Source organism: Micrococcus sp. CS26 (assembly GCF_055522295.1).
This window is the reverse complement of record NZ_JBVFVY010000001.1, coordinates 30,247-44,886: the sequence shown is the minus strand read 5'-3', so window position 1 is coordinate 44,886 and position 14,640 is coordinate 30,247. Positions and strand designations below refer to the sequence as shown.

12 protein-coding genes and 1 tRNA gene are annotated in these 14,640 nt (G+C 75.8%); 9 read left to right on the top strand and 4 right to left on the bottom strand.

The window, feature by feature from the left end:
• Positions 1–59: 59 nt before the first annotated feature.
• From ACZ1IK_RS00210 to ACZ1IK_RS00200, 3 genes are read left to right on the top strand one after another with little or no spacing between them, the layout of a single operon-like run.
• A complete protein-coding gene (locus ACZ1IK_RS00210) occupies positions 60–1,403 on the top strand; it encodes an acetyl-CoA C-acetyltransferase (protein ID WP_044658924.1) in 1,344 nt (447 codons plus the stop codon).
• Between the two features lie 32 nt (positions 1,404–1,435).
• Entirely contained in the window at positions 1,436–2,785 is a 1,350-nt protein-coding gene (locus ACZ1IK_RS00205) for a 3-oxoacyl-ACP reductase (protein WP_134377170.1), read from the top strand.
• Positions 2,786–2,787: 2 nt separating this feature from the next.
• Complete coding sequence (locus ACZ1IK_RS00200; RefSeq protein WP_144819790.1) at positions 2,788–3,681, top strand: MaoC/PaaZ C-terminal domain-containing protein; 894 nt, start codon at positions 2,788–2,790, stop codon at positions 3,679–3,681.
• A 67-nt stretch (positions 3,682–3,748) separates the two neighbouring features.
• Here the strand turns inward: ACZ1IK_RS00200 and malQ are convergent, their stop codons facing one another.
• Together malQ and ACZ1IK_RS00190 are read right to left on the bottom strand one after the other, a co-directional pair.
• Positions 3,749–7,258 (bottom strand): 4-alpha-glucanotransferase, encoded by a 3,510-nt coding sequence (gene malQ, locus ACZ1IK_RS00195; RefSeq protein WP_101965456.1) that lies wholly within the window; start codon positions 7,256–7,258, stop codon positions 3,749–3,751.
• Positions 7,259–7,343: 85 nt separating this feature from the next.
• Positions 7,344–7,427 (bottom strand) — tRNA-Leu (locus ACZ1IK_RS00190).
• Between the two features lie 116 nt (positions 7,428–7,543).
• On the opposite strand from ACZ1IK_RS00190, the gene ACZ1IK_RS00185 reads away from it, so the two are divergent.
• Positions 7,544–8,869, top strand: a complete 1,326-nt coding sequence (locus ACZ1IK_RS00185; protein ID WP_036384810.1) for a M20/M25/M40 family metallo-hydrolase — start codon at positions 7,544–7,546, stop codon at positions 8,867–8,869.
• A gap of 51 nt (positions 8,870–8,920) precedes the next feature.
• Here ACZ1IK_RS00185 and ACZ1IK_RS00180 read toward each other — a convergent pair whose 3' ends face one another.
• A complete protein-coding gene (locus tag ACZ1IK_RS00180) occupies positions 8,921–9,160 on the bottom strand; it encodes a DUF5703 family protein (RefSeq protein WP_036384809.1) in 240 nt (79 codons plus the stop codon).
• A gap of 93 nt (positions 9,161–9,253) precedes the next feature.
• Between ACZ1IK_RS00180 and ACZ1IK_RS00175 the strand changes: the two genes are divergently transcribed.
• The 3 genes from ACZ1IK_RS00175 (at position 9,254) to mshC (ending at position 11,708) form a co-directional block, all read left to right on the top strand.
• Complete coding sequence (locus ACZ1IK_RS00175; RefSeq protein ID WP_036315190.1) at positions 9,254–9,472, top strand: hypothetical protein; 219 nt, start codon at positions 9,254–9,256, stop codon at positions 9,470–9,472.
• A gap of 69 nt (positions 9,473–9,541) precedes the next feature.
• Positions 9,542–10,375, top strand: a complete 834-nt coding sequence (locus ACZ1IK_RS00170; RefSeq protein ID WP_036315183.1) for an undecaprenyl-diphosphate phosphatase — start codon at positions 9,542–9,544, stop codon at positions 10,373–10,375.
• A gap of 64 nt (positions 10,376–10,439) precedes the next feature.
• Complete coding sequence (gene mshC, locus ACZ1IK_RS00165; RefSeq protein WP_036315180.1) at positions 10,440–11,708, top strand: cysteine--1-D-myo-inosityl 2-amino-2-deoxy-alpha-D-glucopyranoside ligase; 1,269 nt, start codon at positions 10,440–10,442, stop codon at positions 11,706–11,708.
• Between the two features lie 22 nt (positions 11,709–11,730).
• Here mshC and ACZ1IK_RS00160 read toward each other — a convergent pair whose 3' ends face one another.
• The gene (locus ACZ1IK_RS00160) at positions 11,731–12,681 is read right to left on the bottom strand and encodes a proteasome assembly chaperone family protein (RefSeq protein WP_052833426.1); all 951 of its coding nucleotides are present in this window, start codon (positions 12,679–12,681) and stop codon (positions 11,731–11,733) included.
• A gap of 91 nt (positions 12,682–12,772) precedes the next feature.
• Here ACZ1IK_RS00160 and ACZ1IK_RS00155 point away from each other — a divergent pair, with 91 nt between their 5' ends.
• Positions 12,773–13,513, top strand: a complete 741-nt coding sequence (locus tag ACZ1IK_RS00155) for an HAD family hydrolase (protein WP_060974154.1) — start codon at positions 12,773–12,775, stop codon at positions 13,511–13,513.
• Positions 13,510–14,637 (top strand): site-2 protease family protein, encoded by a 1,128-nt coding sequence (locus ACZ1IK_RS00150; RefSeq protein ID WP_036384807.1) that lies wholly within the window; start codon positions 13,510–13,512, stop codon positions 14,635–14,637. The genes ACZ1IK_RS00155 and ACZ1IK_RS00150 overlap by 4 nt, the downstream gene beginning before the upstream one ends.
• The last annotated feature ends 3 nt before the right edge of the window (positions 14,638–14,640 follow it).

Here is a 14,640-nt window from a genome sequence, read left to right as displayed (position 1 = left end):
GTCCGGGGTGACAACGCCCCCGCCGCGTCGGCGGTGGGCCCGCCGTCGAGAGGACCGTCATGACCCACCACGAGACCCCCGCGTCCGAGACCGCCTCCCGCCCCGCCGTCGCCGGCGGAGCGCTGCGCCCCGCCGTCATCCTGGGCGGCAACCGCATCCCGTTCGCCCGTGCCAACACCGCCTACGCCGAGGTCGGGAACCAGGAGATGCTCACGGCCACGCTCGACGGCCTCATCGCGCGGTTCGGGCTCCAGGGCGAGCGCCTCGGTCAGGTCACCGCCGGCGCCGTCCTCAAGCACCCGCGCAACTTCAACCTCACCCGCGAGGCCGTCCTGGGCTCCGCGCTCTCCGCCGCGACCCCGGCCGCCGACGTCCAGGTGGCCTGCGCCACCGGCATGGAGGCCCTGGGCACCCTGGCCAACAAGATCCGGCTCGGCCAGCTCGACTCCGCCATCGGCGGCGGCGTGGACTCGATCTCGGACGCCCCCGTCTCGCTCTCCGACGGTGCGCGCCGCGTGCTGCTGCAGCTCAACACCGCCAAGACCACGAAGGACCGCCTGCGCGCCCTCGCCCAGCTGCGCCCCGGGCAGCTCGTGCCCGAGCCGGCCGGCGCGGGCGAGCCGCGCACCGGCATGTCCATGGGCGAGCACCAGGCCCTGACCACCCACAAGTGGGGCATCACCCGTCAGGCCCAGGACGAGCTCGCCGCGGCCTCCCACCGGAACCTCGGCGCCGCGTACGCCGCCGGGTACATGGACGATCTGGTGACCCCGTTCCACGGCCTGGCCCGCGACAACAACCTCCGCCCCGACTCCACGCCGGAGAAGCTGGCCGGCCTGAAGCCCGCGTTCGGTCGCCAGCTGGGGGACGAGGCGACCATGACGGCGGCCAACTCCACCCCGCTCACCGACGGCGCCTCCGCGGTGCTGCTCTCCTCCGAGGAGTGGGCCGCCGAGCGCGGGCTTCCCGTGCTCGCCGAGTTCGTGGACATGGAGAACGCCGCCGTGGACTTCGTCGACGGACACGAGGGCCTGCTCATGGCCCCCGCCTACGCCGTCCCGCGCCTGCTCGCCCGGCACGGGCTCACGCTCGACGACCTCGACTTCGTGGAGATCCACGAGGCGTTCGCCGGCACCGTCCTGTCCACCCTCGCCGCGTGGGAGGACGAGGAGTACTGCCGCGAGCGGCTCGGGCTGCCGGGTGCGCTGGGCTCGGTGGACCGCGCCCGGCTCAACGTGCACGGCTCGTCGCTGGCGGCCGGTCACCCCTTCGCCGCCACCGGCGGCCGCATCGTGGCCCTGCTGGCCAAGATGCTGCATGAGAAGGGGGAGGGCTCCCTCGGCCTCATCTCCGTCTGTGCCGCCGGCGGCCAGGGCATCGTGGCCCTGCTCCGCGGCCGCTGAGCCCCGACCGACCCGACCCGAGAGGACCGACCATGACCGACCGTTACGGCACCTTCGTCGCCTCGCCCCTGGGCCGCCGCCTCACCGGCGCCCTGGGCCTGCCCCAGCCCGTCGAGTTGCGCCGGCACACCCCCGGCGACCCCGTGCTGCCCGGCTCCGTGCTCGTCCTGGGCGCGACCCGCGCAGCCGAGGATGCCCGCACCCTCTTGGCCTCATGGGGCCTTGAGGTCGCCGACGCCCCCCGGGAGGGCGCACGCCACGCGGCGATCGTCGCGTGCTTCGACGGGGTCGCCACGCCCGCGGACCTCGGCGCGGTGGCGCTGGAGATCGGCGGCGCGCTGCGCTCGCTGGGCTCCTCCTCGCGCGTGGTGACGGTGTTCGAGGACCCCGAGGCCGCCACGGACCCGGCCCTGCGCGCCGCCCGCCAGGGCGTGACGGGCCTGACCCGCTCGATCGCGCACGAGATGCGCCGTGGCGGCACCGCCAACGGCCTCGTCCTGGGCGAGGGCGTGCCGCTCACTGCCCCCGGTGCGGCCGGCGCGCTCGCGTTCCTGCTCTCCGGTCGCGCGGCGTACGTCTCCGGCCAGTTCGTGCCCGTCGCCACCGCCGACGGCGCGGTCCCCGCCGACGCGGCGCGCCCCCTGGCCGGCAAGGTCGCCGTGGTCACGGGCGCCGCCCGCGGCATCGGCGCCGCCATCGTCCGGACGCTGGCCCGCGACGGGGCCGTCGTCGTCGGCGTGGACGTCCCGGCGGCGGGCGAGACGCTGGCCAAGGTCGTGAACGAGGTGGGCGGCACCGCGCTCGCCCTGGACATCACGGCGCCGGACGCCGGCGCGCGCATCCTCGAGCACTGCCGCACCCGGCACGGCCGGATGGACGTGGTGGTGCACAACGCCGGGATCACCCGGGACCGGATGCTGGCCAACATGGACGCCGCGCGCTGGGACTCCGTCCTCGCTGTGAACACCACGGCCCAGCTGGCCATGAACGAGGCGTTCCTCGCCGAGGACGCCCGGGACGTGGCGGGCCACGGGCTGCGCATCGTGGGCCTGGCCTCCATCTCCGGCATCGCGGGCAACCGCGGCCAGACGAACTACGCGGCATCCAAGGCCGGGGTGATCGGCCTGACCGCGGCCTCCGCACCGGTCCTCGCGGCCCGTGGGGGCACGATCAACGCGGTGGCCCCGGGCTTCATCGAGACCGAGATGACCGCGAAGATCCCGCTCGCCACGCGCGAGGTGGGCCGGAGGCTCAACTCGCTCCAGCAGGGCGGCCTGCCGCAGGACGTGGCCGAGACGGTGGCCTGGCTCGCCTCGGACGCCGCAGGCGGCACCAACGGGGCCACGCTGCGGGTCTGCGGCCAGTCGAAGCTGGGGGCGTGAGGATGCAGACCACGCAGCTGTCCGCCCCGCCCTCCCTCGCCCGCCTCTACGTCCGGGCCGCCGGGCAGGCCGCCACGGACGCCGTCGTCCGCCGCCGGCGTCCCCGCGAGCTGCCGGACCGTCAGGTGGTCGTGACCGGCCACCGCATCCCGGCCGAGGCCGTGACCGCGTGGCGCGGGGCCGTCGGGTCCGCGGATCCGGCGGACCTGCCCTCGGTCCTGGTGCACACCCAGGTGTTCGGTGCCGCCATGGAGCTGATGGCCGACCCCGAGTTCCCGCTGCCCCTGCCCGGGCTGGTGCACCTGAGCAACACCGTCCTGCACCACCGGCCCGTCCCGGCTGAGACCGCCCTGCGCGTCACCGCGCGTGCGGTGGGTCTCGTCCCGCACCACGCGGGCACCGCGGTGGACGTCGTCGTGACCGTGGAGGGGCCCGGCGACGACGGCGGGGAGGCACTGCTGTGGGAGGGCGTCTCCCGGTACCTCGCCAAGGGCGTCCACCTCTCCGGCCTGCGTCCCGAGCGGCCCGCCCGCCCGGACTTCGTGCCCCCGACGCCGACCGCCCAGTGGCGCTTCGGCACGGGGGCCGGGCGCCGGTACGCGGGCGTCTCCGGGGACTGGAACCCGATCCACCTGACCGGCGTCTCGGCCCGCCTGTTCGGCATGAAGGGCGCGATCGCCCACGGGATGTTCCTGGCCGCCCGGATGCTCGAGGGCCGGGAGCCGGCCGGCGCCGGGTTCCGCTGGCACATCGACTTCGAGGCGCCCGTCGTGCTGCCGACCACCGTGGCCGTCCGCTACGAGCCCGGGCCCGACGGCGGCACGCGCGTGTGCGGCTGGGATGCGCGGCGCCGGCGCCCGCACTTCTCCGGGGAGATCACTCCGCTCGGGTCCTGACGGCCACCGGGCCCGCGCACCGGCCCGCCGAGACTCGCTGTCTCGGCGGGCCGGTGCGTTCGGGCGGTCAGGCGTCCAGCCCGGGCGACCGCCGCGGCACGGCGGTGACGGCCTCGAGCAGCCCGTCCGCGTAGGCCTCCCACGAGTGACCGGCGGCGTGGCGCACGGCGCCGGTCCCCAGTGCCGCCCAGGCGTCACGATCCGCCAGGATCTCGGCCAGGGCATCGGCCCACGCCTCGGGGGTGCCCGCCGTCACGTGGCGGCCGGACACGCCGTCGAGGACCGCGTAGACCAGTCCGCCGACCCGGTGCGCCAGCACGGGCGTGCCGCAGGCCTGTGCCTCGAGGGCGACCAGGCCGTAGGTCTCGGACGCGCTCGGCATCGCCACGACGTCCGCCGCCCGGAACTGGGCGGCCAGGGCGGGCGCGGGCACCGGCCCGGAGAACGTCACCAGGTCGGCGACCCCCTCCCGCGCGGCCAGGCCCGCCAGGTCCAGCTCGTCGTCCCCCGAAGCGGCCCCGTTCACGTGCAGGCGCACCCCCGGGTCGGCGCCCGCGCCACCGGCCCGCTCGCGCAGCACCCCGAGGGCGGCCACGAGCAGGTGCGGGCCCTTGTGCCGCTGCACGCGGCCGGCGAACAGGACGCGCAGGGCCCCGTCGTCCTCCGGGGCGCCCGGCCACTGCGCGGCGCCCTCCGGCGTGAACGTCTCGAGGTCGGCCCCGGGGGGCAGCACCCGGGTGCGGGCGCGGGGCACGTCCAGCAGCTCGCGCAGGTCGGCGACCTCGGCGGCGGAGTTGACCACGAGCAGGTCGGCCCGCTCGGCGACCTCGCGCTCGGCCTCGATCCGCGCGGCCGGCTCGCGCAGCTCGGGGTCCTCGAGCATCTTCGCCGCCGCCGTGGTGTGCATGGTCTGCAGGTACGGGGCGTGCGCCGCCCGCGCCAGCGCCGCGGCGGTGGACCCGGAGAGCCAGTAGTGGCCGTGCACGAACGCGACGGGCGGGGCGTCCGCGCCACCGAGGACGGGACCGCCCGGCACGGCGTCCGAGGCGAGCCAGTCCAGGGCCGCGCGGGTGAACTCGGCGCCGAGTCCCGCCAGCTCCTCCTTGGGCACGGGAGCGGACGGCCCGGCGGCGAGGTCCACGACCGTGACCGGCGGGGCCTGCCCGCCGGCGTCCAGCATCCGGACCCGTGCGCCATCCGCTCCCACCGGCTCCTCCGCCCGGGTCAGCAGGATCATCCGCACGCCCCGGCGGGCCAGGGCCACGGCGGCCTGCCGCACGTAGACGTTCATGCCGCCGGCGTCGCCGCGGCCGGGCTGGGCCAGGGGGGAGGTGTGCAGGCTGACCCCGATCCCCACCGGCACGGACGCCCGCAGTTCGGCGTCCACGGCGTCGAACAGCCGGGCCGCCGACGCCGAGTCCGCCAGGTCCTCGACGGAGACCATCCGTCCGGCGCCGTCGCCGAGCGGCACAGTCCAGTTCGGGTACTGGTCCTGGAGGGTGCCGGGCTGGTTCTGGATGCGCCGCTCGCCCACGGCGTCCACGAGCGCCACGCTGTGCAGGGCCGAGGGCGCCTGCGCGAGCAGGCGGTGCAGGGCCACGATCTGGCGTTCGCGCACCTCGGGGCCGGCGTCGGGGACGTCCACGTCCGCCTCGGCGAGCAGCCCGCGCCGGGCCGCGGCGGCGAGGAACGCGCGCACCTCCTCCGCCGACCGGCGGCGTTCCTGGGCGACGTCCACGGTGTAGAGGCCCAGCCGTTCGCGCAGGTCCACCTGGACGCCCTCGAGGTAACCGGCCGTGGGCGGCAGGTCGTGCGTGTTCACCGCCGCCATGGCCAGCCGCCGGTAGCGCTCCGGCGGGGTGGGCTCGCCGTCCTCCTGTTCGAACCACAGGATCGACGTGCCGAGCACGCCGGCCTCGGCCAGGCGGCGCTGCACCCACGGCTCGAACGTGCCGAGGTCCTCGCCCACCACGACGACGCCGGCCCGCTCGGCCTCGAGCGTGAGCACGGCGAGCATCGCCTCGTGGTCGTATTCGACGTACGCGCCCTGGGTGGCACCGGCGCCCTCCGGGATCCACCACAGGCGGAACAGCCCCAGGACGTGGTCCATCCGGATGCCGCCCGCGCCGCGCAGCACGGTGCGCAGCATGTCCCGGAACGCGGCGTAGCCGGTCTCGGCCAGGCGGCGCGGATGCCAGGGGTGCTGCGACCAGTCCTGGCCCAGCTGGTTGAACAGCTCGGGCGGCGCGCCGACGGACATGGTCGGCACCAGCACGTCCCCGAGCATCCACGCGTCCGCGGTCTCGCGGGTCGCCCCGACTGCCAGGTCCACCATGACGCCCATGCGCATGCCGGCCGCCCGGGCCCGCTCCTGCACGCCGGCGAGCTGCTCGGCGGCGATCCACTGCACCCAGCGGTGCAGGTCGACGTCGGTCGCGCGTTCGACGCGGACCCGCTCCGCCTCGACCCCGCCCGGCGCCCAGGCCGGGTCGGCGAGATCGGGTCCGGTGCCGTCGCCGTCCAGCCGCAGGACGGACCAGAGGGCGAAGTCGTCCAGGCCCGGGCCGGCCTCGGCGCGGAACCGTGCGTAGGCGGCCTCGCGCTCGGGGGAGCGGGGCACCTCGTGCACGCGGCGCAGCGCGGGCCACAGGACGGCGGCGACGGCGGCCCGATCGATCCGGCCGGTGCGCTCCAGCTCCGCCTGGACGCGGGCGCCGGCCGACCGCAGCTCCGCCTGCTCCGCGGCGGGCAGGTCGGCGAACTCGGGGATCGAGGGCACGTGCACGACCAGCGCCGAGAGGAACCGACGGGAGACGGGGGAGTAGGGGGAGTCCGCCGGATGGGGGCCGGGCTCGATCGCGTGCAGGGGGTGCAGCAGCAGGAAGTCGGCACCGTGCCGGGCGACGATCTCGGCCAGGGACGCCATGTCCGCCGCGTCGCCGATGCCCCACGAGTCCGCCGAGGTCACCGAGTAGCCCTGCGCGGCCGCGCCCCAGCCGCGGCGCTCGAGGAAGGGACGCGCCGTGCTCAGCCGGGTCGGGGCGCAGACCAGGACCGCGGAGGCGGTGGAGCCGGAGCCGCTGGTCACCTCCAGCCGGTGCCAGCCCGGGGCGAGGTCGGCGGGGATCTGAACGTGGACGCGCTCGCGTTCGACGCCGTCCACGAGGCGGACCTCGGACACCGGCTCGCTCACGCTCACCTCGAGGGTCCGCCCGTCCTCCGTGCGCACGCGGGCCACGACCGGCTCGCCCGCGGCCACGTGGCACGGCACGGACAGGCGGTGGCCGGACCGGGCGGCCACGGTGGGCGGGAGCACGTCCCGCCAGGGGGCCGTCTCCGCCTCCTCCAGCGCCTCGGCCAGAGCGGCGACCCCGTCCGGACGGACCGACACCCCGAGGGCGGCGAGCACCTTCACGAGGGCCTCGTCCGGCACGGTCTGGGCCGAGCCGTCCTGCCCGACGTACTCGGGCTGCACCCCGTGGGCTCGCGCGAGCCGGTGCAGCAGTGCGGGGGCTTCCAGGGCCATCAGGTCCTCCATGCCGTCGTGCGGTTCCACCGACGGCGCCTGCCGTCGCACAGACACCACTCTAGAGGGGACGCCGGTCCGGGGAACACGCAGGGCCCCGGTCGTGACGACCGGGGCCCTGCTGCTCGACGAGCGGTGCGCGAGGGGGGACTTGAACCCCCACGTCCTTGCGGACACAGCGACCTCAACGCTGCGCGTCTACCAATTCCGCCACTCGCGCTCATCGGTGGAGCCCTGGGAGAGGCTCCGTCGCCCACCGCGTTCCGGTCCTGTCCGGTCCGTCCCGCTCCGGGCAACTCGAGAAAGATAGCACGGGTTCGGGCTAGGCTCAAAACCATGGTCGAGAACATCGAGAACCCCGCCCGCTCGCGCCCCGAGGACCGCGTCGTGGAGATCTGCCGCGACCTCATCCGGATCGACACCACCAACCGCGGGGGCAACGTCTCCGTCGGTGAGCCTGAGGCCGCGGAGTACTGCGCCCGGCTCATGACCGAGGCGGGGATGACCCCCCGCTTCTTCGAGTCGGCGCCGGGCCGGGTCTCCGTCGTCGGGCACCTGCCGGGCTGGGATCCGGAGGCGCCGGGGCTCGTCATCCACGGGCACACGGACGTGGTCCCCGCCGAGGCGGACGAGTGGAGCGTGGACCCGTTCGGCGCCGAGCTCAAGGACGGCATGATCTGGGGGCGCGGCGCCGTGGACATGAAGGGCATGGACGCCATGGTGCTCGCGGTGCTGCTGCACCTGGCCCGCACGGGCCGCCGGCCGCGGCGACCCCTGACGGTTGCGTTCTTCGCCGACGAGGAGGCCGGCGGCGTCTACGGCGCACGCTGGGTCGTGGACCATCACCCCGAGGTGTTCGACGGGTGCACCGAGGCGATCTCCGAGGTGGGGGGCTTCTCCACCGAGGTGCACGGCTCGCGCGCCTACCTCGTGCAGACCGCGGAGAAGGGGCTCGCCTGGCTCAACCTCACCGCGGAGGGCGCCCCCGGGCACGGCTCGGCCCCGCACCCGGACAACGCGGTCACCCGGCTGGCCGGCGCCATGACCCGCATCGGCGGGCACGAGTGGCCGCTCGTGTACACCAAGACCACGCGCGCGCTGCTCGAACAGGTGGCCGAGATCATGGGCGTGGACTTCGACGAGACGGACCCGACGCCGCAGCTCGACGCGCTCGGGCAGGCCCGTTCCTGGGTGGCCGGCACCCTGCGCACCTCGTCCAACCCGACGGGGCTGACCGCCGGCTACAAGCACAACGTCATCCCGTCCTCGGCCACCGGCACCGTGGACGTGCGCCTGATCCCCGGGGAGGAGGAGTCCGCCCTCGCCACGATCGCCGAGCTCGCCGGTCCCGACGTGACCATCGCACCCGAGCACCGGGACGTCGCCCTGGAGACCCCCTTCTCCGGGGACCTGGTGGAGCTGATGATCGCCTCGCTGCAGGCGGAGGACCCCGAGGCCCAGGTGCTGCCGTTCATGCTCGGCGGGGGCACGGACAACAAGTCCCTCTCCCGGCTGGGCATCACCGGCTACGGCTTCGCGCCCATGCGCCTGCCCGCCGACCTGGCCTTCACGTCCCTGTTCCACGGCATCGACGAGCGGGTGCCCGTGGACGCGCTCGAGTTCGGCTGCCGGGTGCTCGAGCGGATGCTGGAGCCGCGCTGATCCGGGCCGCGGGCGCGACGACGGCCGGGGCGCCGTCGTCGCGCCCGCGCCTCAGACCGTCTGCAGGGTCGAGGCCACGCGCATCACCCGGCGGCGCATCCAGTAGCGGCGCGCCCCGTCGCGGTAGTGCACGGAGCGCTGCAGCTCCCATTGGCCGTACTCCGCGTGCTCCACGAGGCGCCGCCGGGCGTCGGCGAGGGACTCGTGGGCGGCGACCGTCATCACCAGGTACTCCCACTTCTGTCCGCGGGAGATCGCGTCGAGGGTCGAGGACATCAGCTGTTCACGCACCCGCCCATCCTGGCAGACGGCGTCGGGTCCGGCGGCCGGTCCCGCACGGCCCACCCCTGGCCGCGTCACCGGCCACCGGGTTACCGTTCACCCATGAGCTCTGACGCCCGCATGGCCCTCGAGGCCCTCACCACCGCCCTGAACGAACACCTCGTGGCCGCGCAGAACAAGCGGGGCGAGGACGACCCCGCCGTCGAAGCCGCCTTCTTCGCCGTGGCCGACGCCTTCGAGGCCTACGAGGACGCCCTGTACGCGGACACCGAGGAGGTCACCCCGCTCGACCTCTTCGACGACGAGGACGACGACGACTGACCGTCCTGCTCGTGACGGATCGCACGGCCCCGGGTTCCCACCCGGGGCCGTGGCGTACAGTGACCCTCCGTGACGTGGATCGAAGCCATCATCCTGGGCCTGGTGCAGGGCCTCACGGAGTTCCTGCCCATTTCCTCCTCCGCCCACATCCGCATCGTGGGCGAGTTCCTGCCCTCCGCGACCGACCCGGGGGCGGCCTTCACGGCCATCACGCAGCTCGGCACGGAGCTGGCGGTCCTCATCTACTTCTGGCGCGACATCACCCGCATCATCGGCCGGTGGTGCGCCGCGGTCACGGGGCGGATCCCGCACTCGGACCCCGATGCGCGCATGGGCTGGCTGATCATCGTGGGCTCGATCCCGATCGCGGTCCTGGGCCTGCTGCTGGAGGACTGGATCGACACGGAGTTCCGGTCGCTGTGGATCACGGCGACCATGCTCATCGTGTTCGGCGTCCTGCTCGCCCTGGCGGACCGGCTCGGCCGTCAGACCAAGCCGCTCGAGAAGCTCACCGTGCGGGACGGCGTCCTCTACGGCCTGGCCCAGGCCCTCGCGCTGATCCCGGGCGTCTCGCGCTCCGGCGGCACCATCGCGGCCGGCCTGGCCATGGGCTACACCCGGCCCGCCGCCACCCGCTACGCGTTCCTGCTGGCGGTGCCCGCCGTGTTCGCCTCCGGCCTGTACAAGCTGTACACCTCGCTCACCGATCCCGGCACGCAGGGCCCGTACGGCATGGGGGAGACGCTGGTCGCGACCGCGATCGCCTTCGTGGTGGCCTACGCGGTCATCGCCTGGCTCATGCGCTTCATCAGCACCAACTCGTACCTGCCGTTCGTCTGGTACCGCATCCTCCTGGGCGGCGTCCTGTTCGCCCTGCTGGGCGCGGGCGTCATCAGCGCCTGAGCCCGCTCCCGCCGCCGGGCATGGCGGCCCGGCACCGCCGAACCACCCCGATCTGAGGAGTCCCGTGAAGTCCTGGAGCACCCCCGCCCCGCCCGCCGTGCCGAGCCGCCCCGACCGGCTGCGGCTGCACGACACCGCCACGGGACGGACTCGGCATCCGGGCAACGACGCGCAGCGCGCCTCGCTGTACGTCTGCGGGATCACCCCGTACGACGCGACGCATCTCGGCCACGCGAGCACCTATGTGGCCTTCGACCTGCTGCACCGCTACTGGCGCGCGGCCGGTCTCGAGGTCGCCTACGTCCAGAACGTGACCGACGTGGACGACCCCCTGCTCGAGCGGGCCGAGGCGACCGGCGTCGACTGGCGCGCGCTCGCCGAGGAGCAGACCGACCTGTTCCGTGCGGACATGGCCGCCCTCGAGGTGCTCGCCCCGGACCACTACGTCGGCGCGACCGAGGCGGTGGGCCTGGTGGTGGACGCCGTCGAGACGATGCTGGCGGCGGGCCGGGCCTACCGCGTGCCGGGCGGCGACGGCGAGCCCGACGGGGACGTCTACTTCGACGTCCGCGCGGCCCAGTCCGCGACCGACTGGCGCCTCGGACAGGTCTCCGCGATGGGCCTGGACGAGATGGCCGCGGTGTTCCCGGAGCGGGGAGGCGATCCCGACCGCCCCGGCAAGCGCGACCCGCTGGACCCGCTGCTGTGGCGCGTGCACCGCGAGGGCGAGCCTGCCTGGGACGGTCGGTCGCTCGGCTCCGGCCGGCCCGGCTGGCACATCGAGTGCTCCGTGATCTCCCGGGCCCACCTGCCGGCGCCGTTCACGGTGCAGGGCGGCGGCTCCGACCTGCGGTTCCCGCACCACGAGTTCTCCGCCGCGCACGCCACCGCCGTCGACGGCCTGCCGCTCGCGCACACCTACGCGCACACCGGCATGGTGGCCCTGGACGGCGAGAAGATGTCCAAGTCCCTCGGCAACCTCGAACTCGTCTCCCGCCTGCGGGCGCGGGGCGTCGAGCCGGTGGCCGTCCGCGCGGCGATCCTCGCGCACCACTACCGGTCGGACTGGGAGTGGTCCGAGCAGGTGCTGGCCGACGCCCAGGCGCGGGTGGCCCGTTGGCGCGCCGCCCTGGACGGACCGCATGCCGCCGCCGGCGTCGCCGTGCTGGACGCGGTGCACGCGGCGCTCTCGGACGACCTCGACGCCCCCCGCGCGCTGGAGGCCCTCGACGCATGGGCGGCCGGCACCCTGCCGGGCCTGGCCGAGGCCGCCGCCGACCCGCTGCCGGTGGTCGACGTCGTGGCGGCGCTGCTGGGTCTGCGCCTGCGCTGACCCCGCCGGGCGCGGCCGGGCGTCAGCGTCCGCCGCGCCCGCGCAGATAGCGCTCGAACTCCCGCGCGATCGACTCGCCCGAGGCCTCCGGCAGCTGCTGGGTGTCCTGGGCCTCCTCGAGCTGCCGGACGTAGGCGGCGACGTCGGGGTCCTCGGCGGCCAGCTCGTCCACGCCGCGCTGCCAGGCCCTCGCGTCGTCCTCGAGCCCGCGCGTGGACACGCTCACGTGCAGCAGGTCCTCGACCGCCTCGACCAGCCCGAGCAGCGTCTTGGGGGAGGGCGCCTGGGCCACGTAGTGGGGCACCGTCCCCCACAGCGAGAGGCTCGGCAGGCCGCGGCGCGCGGCCTCGTCCGCGATGACGCCGATGATCCCGGTGGGCCCCTCGTAGACCGGACGGTCCGCGCCGACGGCCACCCGCACGTCCACGAGCGGCGAGGTCGGGCGGGCGCGCAGGGGCCGGGTGTGGGGCACGTCCGCCAGCAGCGCGCCCAGCGTCACGACGGCGTCCACGTCACGCGCGTCGGCCGCCGTGAACAGCTCCTCGAGGAACGCGCGCCACCGCACGTTCGGCTCCACGCCGACGGCGAGGAGCACACGCACCCCGTCCGGCGGGGCAGCCTCGCCCGCGACGGGCCGACCCTCACGGTCCAGGAGCGCCTCGTGCAGGGTGACCGCCGGCCAGTCCAGCGTCCCCAGCCCGTCGGCGTCGCGCCGGACCAGGGGTCGAGTGACCTGGTAGTCGTAGAACTCGCCGTCGCACACCCGTCCCGCGTCCGCCGCGTCCCACTGCTCCCGCAGCGCGCCCAGGGCCCCGGTCGCGGCCTCCCCGGCGTCGTTCCACCCCTCGAAGGCCAGCAGCAGGACCGTGGGGGCCCGCCGCCCGGCCTCGAGCGCGTCCACGGTCGCCGTCAGGTGGGTCCGCAGCGGGCCCAGGACGTCGTCCGGCTGGTCCTCGGAGGTAGCGTCGGTCATGGCGGCCAGCCTAGACACGGCCCGACGACGGGGTCACGGCCCGCGACCCGCCCGGCACACCCCGGCGGCGGCGCTCGATAGGATGCACTCCATGCCCCGCCACCCCGCGCCCGCCCCGGACGACCGTGCCCGCCGCCTGCCGCGCGCCGTCCTGTGGGACATGGACGGCACCCTCGTGGACACCGAGCCCCTGTGGAACGCCGTCCAGCGCCGGCTGGTGGTCGAGCACGGCGGCACCTGGTCGGAGGACCTGGCCGCCTCCCTCGTGGGACACCCTCTGGACGAGGGAGCGCGCCGCCTGCAGGAGGCCGGTCTGGACCTGCCCGTGCAGCGGATCATCGACCTGACGATGGACGAGGTCGTCCAGGGGGTCGTCGGCGGGGTGCCGTGGCGGCCGGGCGCCCGGGAGCTGCTCGTCGCGCTCGCCGAGGCCGGCGTGCCGGGCGCCCTCGTGACGATGTCCCATGCCCCACTGGCCCGCGCACTGGCCGAGCGGGCGCCGGCGGGCACGCTGGACGTCGTCGTCTCGGGGGACATGGTCTCCCGGGGCAAGCCCGACCCGGAGGCGTACCAGCTGGGCCTGCAGCTGCTGGCCGAGCGGACACCGGGGCTGACGGCCGCCGACTGTGTGGCGGTCGAGGACTCCCCGGTGGGCGTCGGCGCGGCCGTGGCCGCGGGCCTGCCGACGGTCGGCGTGCCCAGCGTGCTGCCGCTGCCGGCGGGGCTCGCGACCGTCGAGTGGACGACGCTCGCCGGCCGCACGCCGGCCGACCTCGCCGCGGTCCGTCGGATCGCCGCCGCGCGCAGGCCCGGGGCGGACGAGCCCGGATGAGCGGGCCCGCCTCCGTCCGGCTGGGCACGATCGCCGGCGCGCCGGTGCGCCTGTCCTGGTCCTGGCTCCTGATCGCCGCGGTCATCACCCTCGCGTTCGGCCCGCAGATCCAGCGCGCGCTGCCCTCGCTCGACGGCGGCGCCTACGGGGTCGCCCTGGGGTACGCCGTGCTCCTGGCCCTCTCCGTCCTGGTCCACGAGGCCGCCCACGCCCTCACCGGCCGCGCCTTCGGCCAGCGCACCGAGGAGATCGCGCTCACCCTGTGGGGCGGGCACACCCAGTTCCGCAGCCCGTCCGCCCGACCGCTGGACACGGTCCTCACCGCGATGGCCGGCCCCGCCGCGAACCTCGTGCTCGCGGGCCTCGCCCATCTGGCGGCCCGCGCCGTGCCCGGCCCGTCCGTCCCCGCCCTGCTGCTCGAGGTCACGGTGTGGGCCAACCTCCTCCTGGCCGCGTTCAACGCGCTGCCGGGCACCCCGCTCGACGGCGGCCGCATGGTCGAGTCCGCCGTCTGGGCCGCCACCGGCTCCCGGGCCCGTGGCGTCGAGGCGGCCGGCTGGGCCGGGCGCGTCGTCGCGGTGGGCGTCCTCGCGGCGGTGTTCGGCCCCCCGACCCTCGCGGGCCGCGCGCCGGACCTGTTCGTCGTCGTCCTGGCGGCCTGGGTCGCCCTCACGCTGTGGCGGGGCGCGGACGACGCCGTGCGCCACGGGCGCTGGAGCCGCCGGCTGGAGACCCTGCGGCTCGAGCAGGTCGAGGCGCCCGCCATCGCCCTGCCCGAGCACCTCTGCGTCGCCGAGGCCCTGGCCCAGGCGGACGGCGGCCGCCGCGCCGTCGTGGCCGTGGACGGGGCCGGTCGGCCCCGCGGCGTGCTGGACCACACGGCCGCGGCGGGCCTGACCCCGGCGCGCCGCACGACCACCGCCCTGGCCGCGGTCGCCGTCGCCCTGGCTCCGGAGGCCGTCCTCGTCCGCGACGACGTCCCCGCCGCCGGTCCCGACCTGGCCTCCCGCCTGGCCGACCCCCAGACCCCCGTGTGGGTGCTGACCGACGCGCACGGCCTCGTGCGCTCCGTGGTGCCCCGCGAGACGATCCTCGCCGCCGTCGACGCGACGCGGCGTCCCTGAACC

What these genes read in the sequence shown, in the direction of transcription:
- ACZ1IK_RS00210 (WP_044658924.1), top strand. Translation starts at nt 60, where the DNA reads ATGACCCACCACGAGACCCCCGCGTCCGAGACCGCCTCCCGCCCCGCC.
- ACZ1IK_RS00205 (WP_134377170.1), top strand. Translation starts at nt 1,436, where the DNA reads ATGACCGACCGTTACGGCACCTTCGTCGCCTCGCCCCTGGGCCGCCGC.
- ACZ1IK_RS00200 (WP_144819790.1), top strand. Translation starts at nt 2,788, where the DNA reads ATGCAGACCACGCAGCTGTCCGCCCCGCCCTCCCTCGCCCGCCTCTAC.
- ACZ1IK_RS00185 (WP_036384810.1), top strand. Translation starts at nt 7,544, where the DNA reads ATGGTCGAGAACATCGAGAACCCCGCCCGCTCGCGCCCCGAGGACCGC.
- ACZ1IK_RS00175 (WP_036315190.1), top strand. Translation starts at nt 9,254, where the DNA reads ATGAGCTCTGACGCCCGCATGGCCCTCGAGGCCCTCACCACCGCCCTG.
- ACZ1IK_RS00160 (WP_052833426.1), bottom strand. Translation starts at nt 12,681, where the DNA reads ATGACCGACGCTACCTCCGAGGACCAGCCGGACGACGTCCTGGGCCCG.
- ACZ1IK_RS00155 (WP_060974154.1), top strand. Translation starts at nt 12,773, where the DNA reads ATGCCCCGCCACCCCGCGCCCGCCCCGGACGACCGTGCCCGCCGCCTG.
- ACZ1IK_RS00150 (WP_036384807.1), top strand. Translation starts at nt 13,510, where the DNA reads ATGAGCGGGCCCGCCTCCGTCCGGCTGGGCACGATCGCCGGCGCGCCG.